The following is a 16,950-nucleotide window of genomic DNA, read 5'->3' on the forward strand; positions in this document are numbered from 1 at the left end:
GACAAGGCTCCTTGGCTGTTGGTCACGAGCATTTCGCGATGGCAGCCTCATGTCAATGGAATGGTATAACATTTTTATTGACGGGGGCGACCCGTCGGCCATAGGGGCAGCCGCGCACGATATCGGGCTGGTCCGATCAGGGGAAAATCATGTCGATCACAACAACGCCGCGAAAGCGGGCTGCGTCCTCATGCGCCTGGGGCCTGCGCCATCTGACCGTGGCGACGCCTCTCGCGGCCTTGCTTGCCGCCGCCTCCGCGCAGGCGCAGTCGGGCGATGCCCTGCACCATCTGCCGGACGGCCAAGGGGCCATCACGGTGACCGGTGTGCGCCAGGCCTATCGCGGCGACTTTCAGCTCCGCGAAATCCCGCAGGCCATCACTCAGATCGATGGCGAAACATTGCAGCAGAACAATATTGTGCGCCTGACCGATGCGCTCGACATGAATGCGTCGGTCGCCCGGCAGAATACGCTTGGCGGCTTGTGGGACGCCTTTGCGGTCCGGGGCTTTGCCGGCGACGAAAATCTGCCCAGCGGTTATCTCGTCAATGGCTTCAACGCCGGACGCGGCTTTGCCGGCCAACGCGACGTGGCGGGGATCGACCGGATCGAGGTGCTGAAGGGACCAGCGGCGGCCCTGATCGGGCGCGGCGAACCGGGCGGGACGATCAATATCGTAACCAAACAGGCGGAACTCGGGCGCAGCTTCGGCACCGGGTCGCTGCAATATGGCAGCTATGATCGGTTCCGCGCCGATGCCGACGCCAATCTGGCGCTGACCAGCGGCCTCACGGCGCGATTGATCGGCTATTATGAAAATGGCGACACGTTCCGCGATTATGTGTCGCAAAAACGCTGGGGCCTTCTGCCTTCGGTGGGCCTGACGCTGGGCGACCGGACGCGCCTGACCTATGATTTCGAATGGACGCGGGTGGAAGTGCCATTTGATCGCGGCATCGTGGTCTTGAACGGCGATTTCGACACGGTCCCGCGCTCCCGCTTCCTGGGCGAGCCGGGCGATGGCGATACGGTGGCGCGCGCCACCGGCCACCAGCTCCGGCTCGATCATCAGTTCAGCGACGACTGGAGCCTGCAGGTCGGCGCCAGCCATCGCGACACGAAGCTGACCGGCTCCTCCTCCGACGCGGAGCAGGCGCGCGCGCGCCAGAAGCTGTATGTCGACGGTCATTCCCTGTCGCGTCAACGGCGCTCGCGCCGCTATGACGCGGAACATAGCGTTCTGCGTGCCGAACTTGCCGGTGCGTTCGACACGGCATCCCTGCGCCACCGCGTGCTGATCGGCGGCGATTTCGACCATTTCCGCTATGATAATTTCTTCACGCGATATCGTCCGCCGGCGGTCAGCACGAACCCGGACGATCAGGCCGGCTACGTCATCGACATCGATAATCCTGTTTATGGACGATATCCGCTTCCCGCGACGGCGGTGTTGACCAACCGCCTCGATACGCAGCGCAGCTTCGGCTTTTATGTGCAGGATCAGATCGAACTGACGGACCGTCTTCAGATCCGCGTCGGTGGCCGATACGACAATTTGACGCTGAAGGTCGATAACCGCCTGCTCGCGCCCGCCATCCGGCACAACAGCCGCAGATATGAACGGTTCAGTCCGCAGGCTGGCATCGTCTACGATCTGAACGCCGCGATCAGCCTCTACGCCGCCTATGGCGAGGGGTATCGCGCCAATATCGGCGCGGATTTCCTCAACAATATCTTCGATCCCGAAACCAGCGAGTCCATTGAGGCCGGCGCCAAGCTGGCGATGCTGGGCGGCGCGCTGACGGGCACCCTGTCGGTTTATCAGCTGTCCAAGAAGAATGTCCTGGCCAGCGACAACGACAATCCTGGCTTTTCCGTCGCCATCGGCAAGGCGCGAAGCCGGGGCGTTGAACTGGACCTCAATGGCCATCTGCCCGGCGATATCGATGTGCTGCTCAGCTACGCCTATACCGACGCCCAGGCGCGTTCGACGGTGAATGATCCCAATTTCGGGTTCCAGATCCTGCCTGGCGACCGGCTGATCAACATTCCCGACCATGTCCTCAACCTCCAGGCGGCCAAGCATTTCTCGCTCGCCGGGCGCGCCGCCCAGCTTGGCGCCGGCATGAACTATGTCGGCAAGCGGCTCGGCGAGACTGGCACCGACTTCACCCTGCCGTCCCATACGCTATTCCGCCTGTTCGGCAGCGTTGACGTGATGGAGAATGTCGAGCTGTTCGGAACGGTCAGCAATTTGTTCGACGCGACCTGGTATGCCAGCAGCTACAGTTCGGTCTGGGTGCAGCCGGGCACGCCGCGCACCGTAACCCTTGGCGTACGCGCCCGCTTCTGAACAGGAGGAGTCCGGAAATGGTCGAATGGATGAGGACATGCCTGGGCGCTGCGGTCCTGTGCCTGGCCGGCAGCGGCATGGCGCAGCCGCTGGCCCGCGCGCCGATGCCAGATATGCCGGTGTCAGATATGCCAATGTCAGCGTTGCCGCCGGCGCTGCCATGGTCGGGCGCCAGCGAAGCGCTGGTGGTCGATCGGGATGATCCCTGGATCACGCCGGCTGAACGGGCGGGCTTTGCCACTTCGCCCCGCTATGGCGAGGTTCAGGCCTGGCTGAAGCGACTGGACGCGGCCTCGCCGCTCATCAGCCTGGAAATATTCGGCCGCACCGGGGAAGGGCGCGACATGCTGCTCGTCCGCGCCAGCAAGGGCGGCGGGGCCAAGCCCGTGGTGCTCGTCCAGGCGGGCATCCATGCCGGCGAAATCGACGGCAAGGATGCGGGCCTGATGCTGCTGCGTGACATCGCGCTGCGGGGCAAGGACGGACTGCTGGACAAGGTCGATCTCGTGTTCGTGCCGGTCTATAATATCGACGGGCATGAGAAGGCGAGCCGCTGGAATTTTCCGGCGCTGCGCGGCCCTGCCGAAAAAGGCTATGTCGGCAACAGCCGGAACATCAATCTGAACCGCGATTATGCAAAGGCGGATGCTCCCGAAAGCCGCGCGATGATCGGCCTTTTACGCCGGCTCGACCCCATCCTCTATGTCGATTGTCATGTGAGCGACGGCTTCGACATGCAATATGACATCACCTTCACCTATGCCGGCTGGGGCCGCTACGCCTATCACCGCTTCACCGCCGATTGGCTGCAACAGCGCTTCGGGCCGATCGTGACGGCGGCGCTGGAACAGGCGGGGCATGTCCCCACCCATTACCCCAGCCCGATCGACACGCGTGATCCCACGAAAGGCATCCGCCAGGCGCCCGAAGGCCCGCGCTATTCGACCGGCTATGGCGATTTCATCGGTGTTCCGACGGTGCTGGTCGAAAACCATATGCTCAAGCCTTACCGCCAGCGAGTGCTGGGCACCTATATATTGCTGGAAGCCGCGCTCGGGCTGGCGGGGCAGGATGCCGGCGTCATCGCCAAAGCCAAGGCCAGCGACCTGGCGACGCGCCCGACCGAGATGCTGACGCGCTGGAGGCCTGCGCCTGAGCCGATCGGCTGGATCGACCAGTTCAAGGGGGTGGCCTTCGACACCTATGTCTCGCCCGCCAGCGGGCGCAGGGAACAGGTCTGGCTTGGCCGGCCAACCAATTGGCGGATGCCGGTCATCGGGCAGGAACCGGTCGAAACGGTGCGTTTGCCCAAGGCATGGTGGATACCTGTGGAGCAAGCCGATGTGATCGATCGACTGACGCTTCACGGCATCCGGTATGACAGGCTGGATGCGCCCCTCACCTTGACGCTGGATCGCGTGCGTCTGGTCAATCCGCAATTGATGCCGGCGCGTGACGCCCGCATCCCGCTGACCACGACATTGCAGCATGAGGATGTGACGGAGACGCTGCCTGCCGGTACGGTCAGGGTGCCTTTCGACCAACCGCTGGGGCTGCTCGCCGCAGCCTTGCTGGAGCCTGAAAGCCAGGACAGCTTTCTTGCCTGGGGCTTTTTCCCGGAAATATTGGCGGCTCCCCCCGGCGCGGAAGATTTCGTGCGGGCGCCGATCGCGGACGCTCTGCTGGCGGCCGATCCGCGCATGAAAAAGGCGTTCGAGGCGAAGCTGGCGGCTGATCCGGCGTTCGCTGCGGACGGCGACGCCCGGCTGGACTGGCTGATGCAGCAACGATTTGATCGCAGCCCCTACCATCATCTCTATCCGATCAGGCGGGAGCGGGACTGATCAGGCGCACGGCCGCCGGGGCGGGCGGCCAGTCTATCCCTCCGCCGCCGCCGTCGACAGGCCAAGGCCCGGCAGGCCGATCGAGCGCTTGCCCGAAAAATCGGTGCGCGCGACGATAACGCCCAGCTTTTCCATATAGTCGATCAGCCTGCGCACGCGGCCGGGCGAACTGGTGCCATAGGCGCGGGCCAGCGCGCCGTCGTCGGGACAGGGATGGCCGTCGATCGCCGCGCGCGCGATCAGCAGGAAGGGGGCCAGCATATCCTCGGGCACCGGCTCGGCCGCGCGGATGGCGTCCTGCCAGCGCGGGTCGTCGCCGTCCGCCATCCCCGCCTGCGCCATCGCGAACCGCTTGCGAAAGGCCGGCAGGTCGAGCGGCGATTTTTTAAGGCCCTTCATCCGGCAGCGGACGCCAAAATCCTGATACAGGCTCGCGACGCTGGGCGTGGCATCGCCCAGGTCCGCAACGATCTCTTCCAGCACCGCGATCACGACCGGCTCATTTTCGCCAAAGTCCAGCTCAGGCGCTGCGGGCTTGGCCTGCGGCGTGTCGGCCAATGCGCGCATAATCTCTTCGGCCGGGCGCGGGGGCGGATCGGCGCGCGGCGGGGGCGGGGGAAGGGCGTCCGCTTCGGCCTTGGCGAACAGCAATTCCTGGAAATCCCCGGTCGCGGCGACCGGCGGCGGCATCAGCTTGTGCGCGCCGCCGCGCGACCCGGTCCTCACCGCGCCGATCTTCACATTGACGGGTCGCCGCGCGATCGCGGGGCCAAGGCCCAGGAAGCGGCCGCGCTCCAGGTCGCGTATCTGCTCCGCCTGGCGCCGCTCCATCCCAAGCAGGTCGGCCGCGCGCGCCATGTCGATGTCCAGGAACGTGCGTCCCATTAGGAAGTTGGAGGCTTCCGCCGCGACATTCTTGGCGAGTTTGGCCAGCCGCTGCGTGGCGATGACGCCGGCCAGGCCGCGCTTGCGCCCCCGGCACATGAGGTTGGTCATCGCGGCGAGCGACAGACGGCGCGCCTCGTCCGACACGTCGCCCGCGGCGACCGGCGCGAACATCTGCGCTTCGTCCACTACGACCAGCGCGGGATACCAATGGTCGCGCGGCGCATCGAACAGGGTCGACAGGAAGGTGGCGGCGCATTTCATCTGCGCTTCCAGCTCCAGCGAATCGAGGCTCAGCACGACCGACGCGCGATGTTCGCGGATGCGGCTCGCCATGGTGACGATCTCGCGCTCATTATAGTCGCCCGCGTCGATCACGACATGGCCATATTCGTCCGCCAGCGTGACGAAATCGCCCTCCGGATCGATCACCACCTGCTGCACCATGGCGGCGCTTTCCTCCAGCAGCCGGCGCAAAAGATGCGATTTGCCCGATCCCGAATTGCCCTGGACGAGCAGACGGGTGGCGAGCAATTCCTCCACGTCGACCAGCACGTCCTTGCCGTGATGATCGGTTCCTATGCTGATGCTGGCGGTCACGGCAGCGTCTTTGGCCCAAGCGGGCGGCCAAGTGCAAGGGGTGAGCGCAAAGGGGGCGGACGCTCTGTCCCCTGTCCATCAGGCTTCTTCGCCTTTAGGACCGGTTGGAAAAGGAGCGATGACGTGCGCCGATTTGCGATGACGATGGCCCTGATCTTGGTGCTTGCCGTGGCCGGCTGCGGCGACGATCGCAGGGCTGAACGGCTCGCCGCCGCCGGCCCCAATCCGTCACTCGACGCGCTTTTGAACGTGGCCGACGCCGATGCGGGCGCGCGGAAATTCGCCGTGTGCGCGGGCTGTCACAAGGCGACGAAAGGCTCCCCGGACATGGGCGGCCCCAATCTCTACGGCGTCTATGGCCGCCCGATGGCGCAGCAAAGCGCGCGCTACAGCTATACCGCCGCGCTCCTCGACGCGCGGGGCCGTTGGGACGCGCGAACGCTCGACGCCTGGATGGCCCACCCGCAACGGGTCGTGCCGGGGACCAAGATGATCTATCCCGGCGTCTCCGACCCGCTCGACCGTGCCGACATCATCGCCTTTTTGAAGCGGCAGGCCGATTGATCGGCAAAGGTATGGAAAGCCCCTATCCGCCTTGACGATTCCCATGCCGCAGTGCAGCATATCCTCCATGGAGAGCCATGCACAGCAAGCCGCCCCTGCGATCACGCAGAATCCCGACATCCGCTATCTCGGGCGGCTGCTGGGTGATGTCATTCGCGCCTATGGCGGGGAAAAACTCTACCAGCAGACCGAATATATCCGCTCGGCATCGGTCGATCGCGCGCGCGGTGTGCAGGGCGCGGACCTCACGGACACGGGGCTCGACGCGCTCAACCTTGACGACACGCTGAATTTCACGCGCGGCTTCATGCTGTTCTCGATGCTTGCCAACCTGGCCGAGGATCGCCAGGGCGTGGCGGCCGAACCGGGCGCCGATGTCGCCTCTGCGCTCAAGCGTCTCGAATCGCAGGGGGTGGGGCGTGATGCGGTGCTCGACCTGCTGGCGCACAGCCTGATCGTGCCCGTGCTGACCGCCCACCCGACCGAGGTGCGGCGCAAGAGCATGATCGACCACAAGAACCGCATTGCCGACCTCATGCATCTGAAGGATGCGGGGCGAACCGAGACGGCGGACGGCGAAAATCTCGACGAAGCGATTTTTCGCCAGATCGCGCTCCTGTGGCAGACGCGGCCGCTGCGCCGGGAAAAGCTGTTCGTCGCCGATGAAATTGAAAATGTCCTCGCCTATTTCCGCGACAGTTTCCTGCCGGTGCTGCCGGCGCTCTATGCCCGCTGGGAACGGGTGCTGGGCGCGCGGCCGCAAAGTTTCCTGCGCGTGGGCAGCTGGATCGGCGGCGATCGCGACGGCAATCCCTTCGTCCAGGCGCCACAGCTGCAATATGCGCTGAAACGCGGCGCGGCGGCGGCGATCGCTTATTATCTGGACGGCGTCCATGCGCTGGGCGCGGAATTGTCGCTCTCGACTGAACTGGCCCATGTGCCGCAGGCGGTGCTTGATCTGGCGCAAGCCAGCGGTGACGACGCGCTCAGCCGCAAGGATGAACCCTATCGCCGGGCGCTGAGCGGCATCTATGCGCGCCTGGCCGCGACCTGCGTGTCGCTGACCGGGGATCAGCCGGCGCGGCCATCGGCGCTGAAGGGCGAACCCTATGCCAGCCCGGCCGACCTGCGCCATGATCTGGTCGTCGTCGCGCAGGGACTGGCGAGCGAAGGCAATGGCGCGCTGGCGAGCGGGGGTGCGCTCGGCCGCCTGATCCGCGCGGTCGAAACCTTCGGCTTTCACCTCGCCACACTCGACATGCGCCAGAACAGCGCCGTGCATGAACGCGTGGTTGCTGAGCTGCTCAAGATCGCGGGCGTGGAGGCGGATTATCTCGCGCTCGACGAATATGCGCGCATCGCCCTGCTGCGTCGTGAACTCGCCAATAACCGCCCGCTCGGATCGCGCTTTTCCGCCTATTCCGACGAAACCGCGTCGGAACTGGCGATCGTCCATGCCGCCGCCGAGGCGCACCGCCTCTATGGGCCGCAATGCATCACCCATTACATCATTTCCATGGCGCAGAGCGTGTCCGACCTGCTGGAGGTCAACATCCTGCTCAAGGAGGCGGGGCTGTGGCGCGTGGGCGACAATGGCGATCCGCCGCACGCCGCGATCATGGCGATCCCGCTGTTTGAAACCATTGGCGATCTGGAGGCCGCGCCCAAGATCATGTCCGCCTATTTCGGCTTGCCCGAAATTGCCGGCGTGGTGAAGGCGCGGGGCCATCAGGAAGTGATGATCGGCTATTCCGACAGCAACAAGGATGGTGGTTACATCACCTCGACCTGGGGCCTCTACAAGGCGAGCAAGGCATTGGAGCCGGTCTTTGCGGAGGCTGGCGCGGCGATGCAATTGTTCCATGGCCGGGGCGGGGCGGTCGGCCGTGGCGGCGGTTCGGCCTTCGCCGCGATCCAGGCCCAGCCCAAGGGCAGCGTGCAGGGGCGCATCCGCATTACCGAACAGGGCGAAGTCATCGCCGCCAAATTCGGCACGCGCGACGTTGCCATGACCAATCTGGAAGCGACGACCAGTGCGACCCTGCTCGCCAGCCTTGAGCCGGAGGGCATTTCGCAGCGGGACGCCGCGCGCTTTGCCGGGGCGATGGATGAACTCTCGAAGAACGCCTTCGCCGCCTATCGCGACCTGGTCTACGGCACCGAAGGATTCCGCGATTTCTTCCGCCAGTTGACGCCGATTCAGGAAATTGCGGGCCTCAAGATCGGCTCGCGCCCGGCCAGTCGCAAGAAAAGCAGCCGGATCGAGGACCTGCGCGCCATCCCCTGGGTGTTCAGCTGGGCGCAGGCGCGCGTGATGCTGCCGGGCTGGTATGGCGTGGGCCAGGCGCTCGCCGGGTTTGAGGACAAGGCGCTGCTGGCGGACATGGCGCAGCATTGGGCGTTCCTCAAATCCGCGCTCGCGAATATGGAGATGGTGCTCGCCAAATCGGACCTTGGCATCGCCGCGCGCTATCTGCCGCTGGTGGAGGATCAGGGGCTGGCCGACGACATATTCGGCCGCATCCGCGAAGGCTGGCAGGCGGCGCATGACGGCCTATTGCAAGCGACCGGGCAGAGCCGGCTGCTGGAAAGCAACCCGGCGCTCGAAACCTCGATCCGCCTGCGCCTGCCCTATATCGAACCGCTCAACCTGTTGCAGGTCGAACTGTTGAAACGCCATCGCGCGGGGGAGGAAGACCCGCGCATCAAGGAAGGTATCGAATTGTCGATCAACGCGATCGCCACGGCCCTGCGCAATAGCGGCTGACGGGCGCGCGGCGGTAGTGCGAATCGCGGCCGGGGCGAGGCGTTAGCGCCCCTGGTCCGCGATGATGTCGACGCTGGTGCGGCCGCCCGGCGCGTCGGTGAACAGGATGAAATAGGCTGCGCCATCGGATGCGCGGGTGCCGCCCAGCACATGATCGCCGCCCATGATCTTGTGCTCGCCATCATAGCCCGCGCGGCGGGCGAGCGTATAATAATAGTCCATCACTCCCTGGCGTGGCACCGCCGTCACGAAGCTGGCGGCGCGGAGCGTGCAGCCATCGGCCTGCGCGCCGGCGGCTTCCATCAGCTGCGCGCCGGGATAGAGGGGAAAGCCCTCGGGCAGGCGCTGGGCCCATTCCATGCCATATTTCAGTTTCTTGGCGCAGTCCGCATTGCCGCCCTTCGCCGCAGCCTGTTCGCGCGCCACCGCCCCCAGCGTCACCGTGGACGCCATCGCCTCGCCCGTGGTCGGGGCAGGAGCCGACAGCAATTTGCCGCCCGCCTGTCGTACGGCCTGCGCCTGCGCCTTGGCCGCGTCCCCGCTCATCACCGGCACCGCGCCCGTGGCGGGCTTGTCGGCGGGACGCACGGCGTCGCGATTGGCCTGCCCCACCAGTTGCGGATCGACCAGGATAGGATCATTGAGCGCCCCCTTCATCGCCGGGTCCGCCGCATTATTGGTCAGCTGTGCGTCCAGGGCGGCAAGGTCGCCATCCCCGTCCTTCTTGTTGCAGGCGGCCAGCGCCAGCAGCAGCGACGCGGCGCATACGGATCGAAACAGGGCCATTCTTCACTCCTTTGTAAATGAGCGATGAAGAGGGAAGGTTAAACATTCGTTAGGACTTTTGGTGAATCTGCCGATTTTTTGCCGAAAGGCCAGTTTCGATTGACTGGCACCGGTCACCTGTCTTGCTCTGGCACAGGTTCGGGGGCATGGATTGGCTATGCTCAACCTCCTGTCAGGCTTTATCGGCCTTGTCACCCTCATCCTCATGATCCCGGCGGTATTGCCGCTTTTGGGGGCGCTCAACTGGATATTGGTGCCGATCGCGCTGTTCGGCGCTTTCATCGGCCTGATGTCGTCAAAGAAAAGCGGCCAGTATTTCTGCCTTATCGTCGCCGCCTTCGGCGCGCTGCGCCTGTTTCTGGGCGGAGGCATTTTCTGACGCAGACGCAGGCCGAAACCCGGCGCGGCCTGCTGGCCGCGACCGCTGCCTATGGGCTGTGGGGGCTTTTGCCGCTGTTCTTTCGCCTATTGCATCATATCGACGCCATAGAGATCGTGACGCAGCGCATCCTGTGGTCGCTGCTGCTGATCCTGCCGATCCTGGCCTGGCGCGGCACGCTGCCGGTATTTCGCGCTACCTTTGGCAATCCGCGATTGGTGGTGGCGCTGGCCGGATCGGCGCTGATGATCGCGATCAACTGGCTGACCTATGTCTGGGCGGTGAACGACAATCATGTCGTTGCTGCCAGCCTGGGCTATTTCCTCAATCCCCTGGTGAATGTCCTGCTGGGCGTCCTCGTGCTCAAGGAACGGTTGCGCCGGTTCCAGTTGCTGGCCATCGGTCTTGCCGCCATTGGCGTCGCCATCCTCGCCGCATCGGCGCTCACCACCCTCTGGATCAGCCTGACCCTGGCCTTCAGCTTCGCCTTCTATGGCCTGCTGCGCAAGCTGACGCCGGTCGCGCCGATGACGGGCCTGGGCGTCGAAACGGCGCTGCTCGCGCCGCTCGCCATCGCCTATCTGATCTGGGAAGCGGGCCATGGCGGCATCGGCTTCGGGCAGGACCTCCCCACCAGCGCCCTGCTGATCCTGTCGGGCGGCGTCACCACCGTGCCGCTGGTGCTGTTCGCCACCGCGGCCCAGCGCCTGCCGATGGCGACGCTGGGGCTGATGCAGTATATCGCCCCAACGCTGCAATTTCTGTGCGGCGTCCTGCTGCTGGGGGAGGTGCTGAGCATCGGCCAGATGCTGAGCTTCGCCCTCATCTGGATCGGCCTCATCCTCTTCGCCGGCGACAGCATCGCCACCGCCCGGCGCAACCGGACGGCGGCTGCCGCCTGACCCGGCTCAATTATATTCGGTCGCCTCGAACCGCACCGGCTCGCCGATCGCATCGTTGGCCAGCGCGTCTTCCCACATTACGCGGTTGCCGCGAATGATGGTGCCGACCGCCTTGCCGGTCAGCCGATCGCCGTCGAAGGGCGACCAGTCGCAGCGCGACGCCAGCCAGTCCCTGTCCACGGTCCATTGTTTCTTGAGATCGACCACAGTGAAATCCGCGTCATAGCCGACCGCGATCCGCCCCTTGCCCACCAGCCCGAACACGCGCTGCGGCCCCGACGAGGTCAGTTCGATGAAGCGGCGCAGCGTCAGTCGCCCTTGCGCCACATGGTTGAGCAGCAGCGGGATAAGCGTCTGCACCCCCGGCATGCCGCTGGGGCTGGCGGGATAGGGCTTGGCCTTCTCCTCGATCGTGTGCGGCGCATGGTCGCTGCCCAGCACGTCGGGCACGCCCTGGTTGAGCCAGAACCACAGGCCGTCGCGATGCGCGGCGCTGCGGATCGGCGGGTTCATCTGCGCATAGGTGCCCAGCCGCGGATAGGCGTCCTCGGCCGCCATCGTCAGATGCTGCGGCGTCACCTCGCAGGTGGCGATATCCTTGTTCTGGCCGATATATTCCAGTTCTGCGGGCGTGGTGACGTGCAGGATGTGGATACGGCGTCGCGCCTTGCGGGCCAGCGCGATGATCCGCTTCGTGGCGATCATCGCGCTTTCATCATCGCGCCAGACCGGGTGCGACGACGGGTCGCCCTCCACCCGCAAATCCTTGCGCGCATTCATCCGCGCCTCGTCCTCGGCATGGATGGCGACGCGGCGCGTGCCGCTCGCCAGCACGCGCGACAGGGCGTCGTCGTCATCGACCAGCAGGCTGCCGGTCGACGCCCCCATGAAGATCTTGACCCCCGACGTGCCGGGAATGCGCTCCAGTTCCTTCAGCTTCTCGGCATTATCGGCGGTCGCGCCGACGTAGAAGGCATGGTCGCACCACATGCGGTGATGCGCGCGCCTCAGCTTGTCATGCACCCGCTCGGCGGTGTCGGTATTGGGATTGGTGTTGGGCATCTCGAACAGCGCGGTTATGCCCCCCATCACCGCGGCGCGGCTGCCCGATTCCAGATCTTCCTTATGCTCCAGCCCCGGTTCGCGGAAATGAACCTGGCTGTCGATGCAGCCGGGCAGCACGTCCAGGCCCGTGCAATCGATCACTTCGCCCGCGTCGCCCAGCGACGTGCCGATCGCGGCGACCTTCCCGCCGCGCACGCCCACATCGACCTGCTCCGCGCCGCCGGGCGTATGGACCGTGCCGTTCTTCAGGATCATGTCGAAAGTCTGGGTCATGGCAAATTCCTGTCTGCTCTGGCCGCGCGAACGGCTTGGCTTCGTCCTGTTGCCGTCCTACCTAAAGCCGATGACCGGCACCACCCTCACTGACCGCGCGCTCCTTAGAATTTCCGGGGAGGAGGCGCGCGCCTTTCTTCAGGGCCTGTTGACCCGCGATGTCCTGACATTGCAGCCAGGCCATCCGCGCTGGACCGGCCTGCTGACGCCGCAGGGAAAGGCGCTGTTCGACGTCATCCTGTGGGAAGATGGCGGCGACGTGCTGATCGACTGCGAGGCTTCGCAGGCCGACATGCTTGCAAAGCGCCTCACCCTCTATCGTCTGCGCCGCAAAGTGACGATCGCGCGCGAAGAGGCGCTGGCGGTGCACTGGTCCCCTGACGCGGCCGACCAGCCGCATGATCCGCGCCTTCCCGCGCTCGGCCATCGCTGGCTTGCGTCGGCGGATGACCAGACCGGGGAGGGCGATGCCGCCGCCGCCTTCCGCACCCATCGTCTCTCGCTCGGCGTGTTCGAAGGGGTCGAGGAGCTGGGGCAGGACCAGGTCCTCTGGCTGGAAACCAATGCGCAGGAACTGGGCGGCGTCGATTATGACAAGGGCTGCTATGTCGGGCAGGAAAATACCGCGCGCATGCATTATCGTAACAAGGTGAGCCGCCGGCTGGTCGCCGTCCCGCTCGGCAAGGCGGATGACAAGCGCCAGCGCGCCGCCCTGCCCGATCTTGGCCTGTCGATCGAGCTTCGCCGCGTGGAGGGGCTGGACCCGGCGCTGCTGCCTGATTGGCTTGCCGCGGCGATCGCGGGGGAAGCTGCGGTATGATCCGCGCGCTGCTGGCGGTCCTCGCCGCCTGTCTCCTCGGTGCGCCCGCCCAGGCGCAAACGCCCTGGACCCTGGTCAAAACCTACCCGCACGATCCGTCCGCCTTTACCGAGGGGCTCTTCTATCACGACGGCGCGCTTTACGAGAGTACCGGGCTTGAGGGCCGCTCCGACATTCGCAAGGTGGCGCTCAAAAGCGGCAAGGTGCTGCAACGCCGCGTCGTCGATCCGCCCTATTTCGGTGAAGGCATCGTCAACTGGAAGGATCGGATCGTCAGCCTGACCTGGCGGCACCGGCGCGGTTTCGTCTGGTCGCTGGCCGACTTCGCGCCGCAGGGCGAATTCCGCTATGAAGGGGAGGGGTGGGCGCTGACCCAGGATGGCCGGCACATCATCATGAGCGATGGCACGGCGCAGCTGCGCTTCCTGGATCCCGACAGCCTGGCTGAACAAAGGCGCATCACCGTGACCTGGAACGGCCGCCCGGTGCAGCGCCTCAATGAACTGGAATATGTGCGCGGCGAAATCTGGGCCAATATCTGGTATGATACGCGCATCGCCCGCATCGACCCGGCATCGGGCACGGTCATCGACTGGATTGATCTTGCGCCCTTGCGCGCGAAGGCGGGCGTCACAGACAGTGAAGCCGTGACCAATGGCATCGCCTATGACGCGGCGCGGGACCGGATTTTCGTCACCGGAAAATATTGGCCCAAGCTGTTTGAGATTCGCGTGGAAACCCGGCCGCGCGGTTGACTTGGATGTACCGAATCGCTAATGGCGACCCTCCCCAACACGCTGGCGAGCGGCAGTGCTTTTCGCACTGGCCGTCTTTTTTGCGTCTGGGGGGATAGGAAATCGGCCATTCTTCCTTGCCAGGGAAGCATGGCCCGGACGCTTTGAGATAGGGTTGCGCAAGCGCCCTGTGGAGCAGGAGAATAGTTTACCATGGCACGTATTGCGGGTGTTAACATCCCGACCAACAAGCGCGTGATCATCGCGCTCACCTACATTCACGGCATCGGCCGCCACACCGCCGTGTCGATCGCCGACAAGCTGGGCATCGACCATAGCCGCCGCGTTCAGGACCTGTCGGACGCCGAAGTCCTCCAGATCCGTGAAGCCATCGACGCCGATCACACGGTTGAAGGCGACCTGCGTCGCGAAACCGCGATGAATATCAAGCGCCTGATGGATCTCGCCTGCTATCGCGGCCTGCGTCATCGCAAGGGCCTGCCGGTTCGCGGCCAGCGCACGCACACCAATGCGCGCACCCGCAAGGGCAAGGCTAAGCCGATCGCTGGTAAGAAAAAGTAAGAAACAGTCCGGGGGACTGTTTCGTCTTCTTCTCCGCCGGGGGCAGCTCTCCCACGGGATGACGCCTCCAGCCTCACAAGTTTCAGTAGGATAGAGCAAAATGGCACGCGAACCTCAGCGCATTAAGCGCCGCGAACGCAAGAATATCTCGGCCGGCGTCGCGCACGTCAACGCCAGCTTCAACAACACCATGGTCACCATCACCGATGCCCAGGGCAATGCGATCAGCTGGTCCTCGGCCGGCATGATGGGCTTCAAGGGCAGCCGCAAGTCGACCCCTTATGCCGCGCAGGTCTGCGCCGAAGACGCCGGCCGCAAGGCGGCCGAACATGGCGTCCGCACCCTCGAGGTCGAAGTCAAGGGTCCGGGGTCGGGCCGTGAATCGGCTCTGCGCGCCCTCCAGGCCGTGGGCTTCCACATCACTTCGATCCGTGACGTCACGCCGATCCCGCACAATGGCGTGCGTCCGTCCAAGCGTCGCCGCGTCTAACCGCAGCGTTGCATGACATGCGGGCGGCGGACGCGTCGCCCGTTTTCCCGTTTGCATCGCCGGAACGTTCCTGTCGGGTCAGGATCATACAGCGTTTCGGCCCATCCCCAGGGGAAATACATGACTGTCAACATGAAGAACTGGCAGGAATTGAAGAAGCCCAACAGCCTCGAGATCAAGGCGTCGGGCGACGGCAAGCGCAAGGCGACGTTCGTTGCCGAGCCGCTGGAGCGCGGTTTCGGCCTGACGCTCGGCAACGCGCTGCGTCGGGTTCTTCTGTCCTCGCTTCAGGGCGCGGCGGTCACCTCGATCAAGATCGAGAACGTCCTGCATGAATTCTCGTCGCTGACCGGCGTGCGCGAAGACGTGACCGACATCGTCCTCAACATCAAGCAGGTCGCGCTGAAGATGGAAGGCGAAGGCCCCAAGCGGCTCCAGCTTTCCGCCACCGGCCCTGCCGTGGTGAAGGCCGGCGACATCAGCGTCGTGGGCGATATCGAAGTGATGAACCCGGACCTGGTGATCTGTCACCTTGACCAGGGCGCGACGCTCAACATGGAACTGACCGCTGACGTCGGCAAGGGCTATGTCCCCGCCGTCGCCAACCGTCCGGCCGATGCGCCGATCGGCCTCATCCCGGTCGACGCGCTCTATTCGCCGGTCCGTCAGGTCGCCTACAAGGTGGACAACACCCGCGTCGGCCAGGAACTGGACTATGACAAGCTGTCGCTGACGCTCGAAACCGACGGCACCGTCACGCCGGAAGACGCGGTGGCCTATGCCGCGCGCATCCTGCAGGACCAGCTCCAGCTGTTCGTCCACTTCGAAGACGCGCTGCCCGCCGCTGCGCCCGCCACCGGCCATGCCGCTGGTGCCGCCGCTTCGGAAGGCGAAAGCGACGCCAACCAGATCAACCGCTATCTGCTCAAGAAGGTGGACGAACTGGAACTGTCGGTCCGCTCGGCCAACTGCCTCAAGAACGACAACATCATCTATATCGGCGACTTGGTCCAGAAGACCGAGGCCGAGATGCTGCGCACCCCCAATTTCGGCCGCAAGTCGCTGAACGAAATCAAGGAAGTGCTCTCGTCGATGGGTCTGCGCCTTGGCATGGACATCCCCGGCTGGCCGCCGGAAAATATCGAGGAAATGGCCAAGAAGCTCGAACAGGAGCTGTTGGGCTAAACTCCAACCGCCGTTCGGTTCGAGCAGCCCTTCGACTGACTGCTTGCAGCAGTCGCTCAGGACAGGCTTCGAGCTTGTCGAGACGCGTCGGTCGAGAACAATTCTCGACAGGCTCGAATCGAACGGAATGGGTCATGGGCGACGACCCTCAAGGGTCGCCTGGTCTGGGCTACCTCACACGGGCCCTTAACGAACGAAGGAAACGAACATGCGTCACAAAATCGGTCATCGTAAGCTTCAGCGCAGCGCCGGTCATCGCACCGCCCTGCTGCGCAACCTCGCCGCCTCGCTCATCAAGCATGAGCAGATCCTGACCGGCACCGCCAAGGCCAAGGAACTGCGTCCCTATGTCGAAAAGCTGATCACCCTCGCCAAGAAAGGTGGGCTGTCCAATCGCCGTCTGGCCAGCTCGCGGCTCCAGGACGATGCGCAGCTGACCAAGCTGTTCGAAGTGCTGGCGGAACGCTACAAGGACCGCAACGGCGGCTACACCCGCGTCATCAAGGCCGGCTTCCGCGCGTCGGACGCCGCCCCGGTCGCGATCATCGAACTGATCGACCGCGACGTCGATGCCAAGGGTCAGGATTCCGGTCCGGTCCAGGGCGCCGACGAGGACGATTTCGAAGCCGCCTGATCTTCGCGGTCCCGCGCCGCGGGACGGGATGCTTTACCGACAGGCCGCGTTTCCTTTATGGGAAGCGCGGCCTGTTTTGGTTATGT

Annotated in this window: 15 protein-coding genes; 12 read left to right on the forward strand and 3 right to left on the reverse strand. The window is 64.8% G+C overall.

What is annotated here, in order from left to right; genetic code table 11:
* The first annotated feature begins 149 nt into the window (after positions 1-149).
* Complete coding sequence (locus SKA58_RS01420) at positions 150-2,354, forward strand: TonB-dependent siderophore receptor (RefSeq protein WP_009820552.1); 2,205 nt, start codon at positions 150-152, stop codon at positions 2,352-2,354.
* A 17-nt stretch (positions 2,355-2,371) separates the two neighbouring features.
* Positions 2,372-4,198 (forward strand): M14 family metallopeptidase, encoded by a 1,827-nt coding sequence (locus tag SKA58_RS01425; RefSeq protein ID WP_009820553.1) that lies wholly within the window; start codon positions 2,372-2,374, stop codon positions 4,196-4,198.
* Between the two features lie 33 nt (positions 4,199-4,231).
* Here the strand turns inward: SKA58_RS01425 and SKA58_RS01430 are convergent, their stop codons facing one another.
* Positions 4,232-5,683, reverse strand: coding sequence for an ATP-binding protein (locus tag SKA58_RS01430; protein ID WP_009820554.1), 1,452 nt, complete (start codon positions 5,681-5,683; stop codon positions 4,232-4,234).
* A 123-nt stretch (positions 5,684-5,806) separates the two neighbouring features.
* Here SKA58_RS01430 and SKA58_RS01435 point away from each other — a divergent pair, with 123 nt between their 5' ends.
* Both SKA58_RS01435 and ppc read left to right on the forward strand, forming a co-directional pair.
* Entirely contained in the window at positions 5,807-6,247 is a 441-nt protein-coding gene (locus SKA58_RS01435; RefSeq protein WP_050762987.1) for a c-type cytochrome, read from the forward strand.
* A gap of 67 nt (positions 6,248-6,314) precedes the next feature.
* Positions 6,315-9,014, forward strand: coding sequence for a phosphoenolpyruvate carboxylase (gene ppc / locus SKA58_RS01440; RefSeq protein WP_009820556.1), 2,700 nt, complete (start codon positions 6,315-6,317; stop codon positions 9,012-9,014).
* Positions 9,015-9,056: 42 nt separating this feature from the next.
* Here ppc and SKA58_RS01445 read toward each other — a convergent pair whose 3' ends face one another.
* Positions 9,057-9,800 (reverse strand): hypothetical protein, encoded by a 744-nt coding sequence (locus SKA58_RS01445; protein WP_009820557.1) that lies wholly within the window; start codon positions 9,798-9,800, stop codon positions 9,057-9,059.
* Positions 9,801-9,957: 157 nt separating this feature from the next.
* Here SKA58_RS01445 and SKA58_RS01450 point away from each other — a divergent pair, with 157 nt between their 5' ends.
* Together SKA58_RS01450 and rarD are read left to right on the forward strand one after the other, a co-directional pair.
* Complete coding sequence (locus SKA58_RS01450; RefSeq protein WP_009820558.1) at positions 9,958-10,179, forward strand: hypothetical protein; 222 nt, start codon at positions 9,958-9,960, stop codon at positions 10,177-10,179.
* A 32-nt stretch (positions 10,180-10,211) separates the two neighbouring features.
* On the forward strand, positions 10,212-11,081 hold the full coding sequence (gene rarD, locus SKA58_RS01455) for an EamA family transporter RarD (RefSeq protein WP_050762998.1): 870 nt from the start codon (positions 10,212-10,214) through the stop codon (positions 11,079-11,081).
* A 6-nt stretch (positions 11,082-11,087) separates the two neighbouring features.
* On the opposite strand, the gene SKA58_RS01460 is transcribed toward rarD, so the two are convergent.
* A complete protein-coding gene (locus SKA58_RS01460) occupies positions 11,088-12,419 on the reverse strand; it encodes a dihydroorotase (RefSeq protein WP_009820560.1) in 1,332 nt (443 codons plus the stop codon).
* Positions 12,420-12,489: 70 nt separating this feature from the next.
* Between SKA58_RS01460 and ygfZ the strand changes: the two genes are divergently transcribed.
* From ygfZ to rplQ, 6 genes are all read left to right on the forward strand, one after another.
* Positions 12,490-13,239 carry a CAF17-like 4Fe-4S cluster assembly/insertion protein YgfZ gene (gene ygfZ, locus SKA58_RS01465; RefSeq protein ID WP_037542423.1) on the forward strand — a complete coding sequence of 250 codons (750 nt, stop codon included), beginning with the start codon at positions 12,490-12,492 and terminating at the stop codon, positions 13,237-13,239.
* The gene (locus tag SKA58_RS01470; RefSeq protein ID WP_009820562.1) at positions 13,236-13,994 is read left to right on the forward strand and encodes a glutaminyl-peptide cyclotransferase; all 759 of its coding nucleotides are present in this window, start codon (positions 13,236-13,238) and stop codon (positions 13,992-13,994) included. The genes ygfZ and SKA58_RS01470 overlap by 4 nt, the downstream gene beginning before the upstream one ends.
* A gap of 192 nt (positions 13,995-14,186) precedes the next feature.
* Positions 14,187-14,555, forward strand: a complete 369-nt coding sequence (gene rpsM, locus SKA58_RS01475; protein ID WP_009820563.1) for a 30S ribosomal protein S13 — start codon at positions 14,187-14,189, stop codon at positions 14,553-14,555.
* Positions 14,556-14,655: 100 nt separating this feature from the next.
* Positions 14,656-15,045 carry a 30S ribosomal protein S11 gene (gene rpsK, locus SKA58_RS01480; RefSeq protein WP_004208752.1) on the forward strand — a complete coding sequence of 130 codons (390 nt, stop codon included), beginning with the start codon at positions 14,656-14,658 and terminating at the stop codon, positions 15,043-15,045.
* Positions 15,046-15,165: 120 nt separating this feature from the next.
* Entirely contained in the window at positions 15,166-16,230 is a 1,065-nt protein-coding gene (locus tag SKA58_RS01485; protein WP_037542000.1) for a DNA-directed RNA polymerase subunit alpha, read from the forward strand.
* A 208-nt stretch (positions 16,231-16,438) separates the two neighbouring features.
* On the forward strand, positions 16,439-16,864 hold the full coding sequence (rplQ, locus tag SKA58_RS01490; protein WP_009820565.1) for a 50S ribosomal protein L17: 426 nt from the start codon (positions 16,439-16,441) through the stop codon (positions 16,862-16,864).
* Positions 16,865-16,950 lie beyond the last annotated feature (86 nt).

This window comes from Sphingomonas sp. SKA58, assembly GCF_000153545.1.
Lineage (GTDB): Bacteria > Pseudomonadota > Alphaproteobacteria > Sphingomonadales > Sphingomonadaceae > Sphingobium > Sphingobium soli.

Excerpts from the sequence above, each read along its gene's own strand:
- SKA58_RS01420 (WP_009820552.1), top strand. The coding sequence starts at position 150 with ATGTCGATCACAACAACGCCGCGAAAGCGGGCTGCGTCCTCATGCGCC.
- SKA58_RS01425 (WP_009820553.1), top strand. The coding sequence starts at position 2,372 with ATGGTCGAATGGATGAGGACATGCCTGGGCGCTGCGGTCCTGTGCCTG.
- ppc (WP_009820556.1), top strand. The coding sequence starts at position 6,315 with ATGGAGAGCCATGCACAGCAAGCCGCCCCTGCGATCACGCAGAATCCC.
- SKA58_RS01445 (WP_009820557.1), bottom strand. The coding sequence starts at position 9,800 with ATGGCCCTGTTTCGATCCGTATGCGCCGCGTCGCTGCTGCTGGCGCTG.
- SKA58_RS01450 (WP_009820558.1), top strand. The coding sequence starts at position 9,958 with ATGCTCAACCTCCTGTCAGGCTTTATCGGCCTTGTCACCCTCATCCTC.
- SKA58_RS01460 (WP_009820560.1), bottom strand. The coding sequence starts at position 12,419 with ATGACCCAGACTTTCGACATGATCCTGAAGAACGGCACGGTCCATACG.
- ygfZ (WP_037542423.1), top strand. The coding sequence starts at position 12,490 with ATGACCGGCACCACCCTCACTGACCGCGCGCTCCTTAGAATTTCCGGG.
- SKA58_RS01470 (WP_009820562.1), top strand. The coding sequence starts at position 13,236 with ATGATCCGCGCGCTGCTGGCGGTCCTCGCCGCCTGTCTCCTCGGTGCG.
- rpsM (WP_009820563.1), top strand. The coding sequence starts at position 14,187 with ATGGCACGTATTGCGGGTGTTAACATCCCGACCAACAAGCGCGTGATC.
- rpsK (WP_004208752.1), top strand. The coding sequence starts at position 14,656 with ATGGCACGCGAACCTCAGCGCATTAAGCGCCGCGAACGCAAGAATATC.
- SKA58_RS01485 (WP_037542000.1), top strand. The coding sequence starts at position 15,166 with ATGACTGTCAACATGAAGAACTGGCAGGAATTGAAGAAGCCCAACAGC.
- rplQ (WP_009820565.1), top strand. The coding sequence starts at position 16,439 with ATGCGTCACAAAATCGGTCATCGTAAGCTTCAGCGCAGCGCCGGTCAT.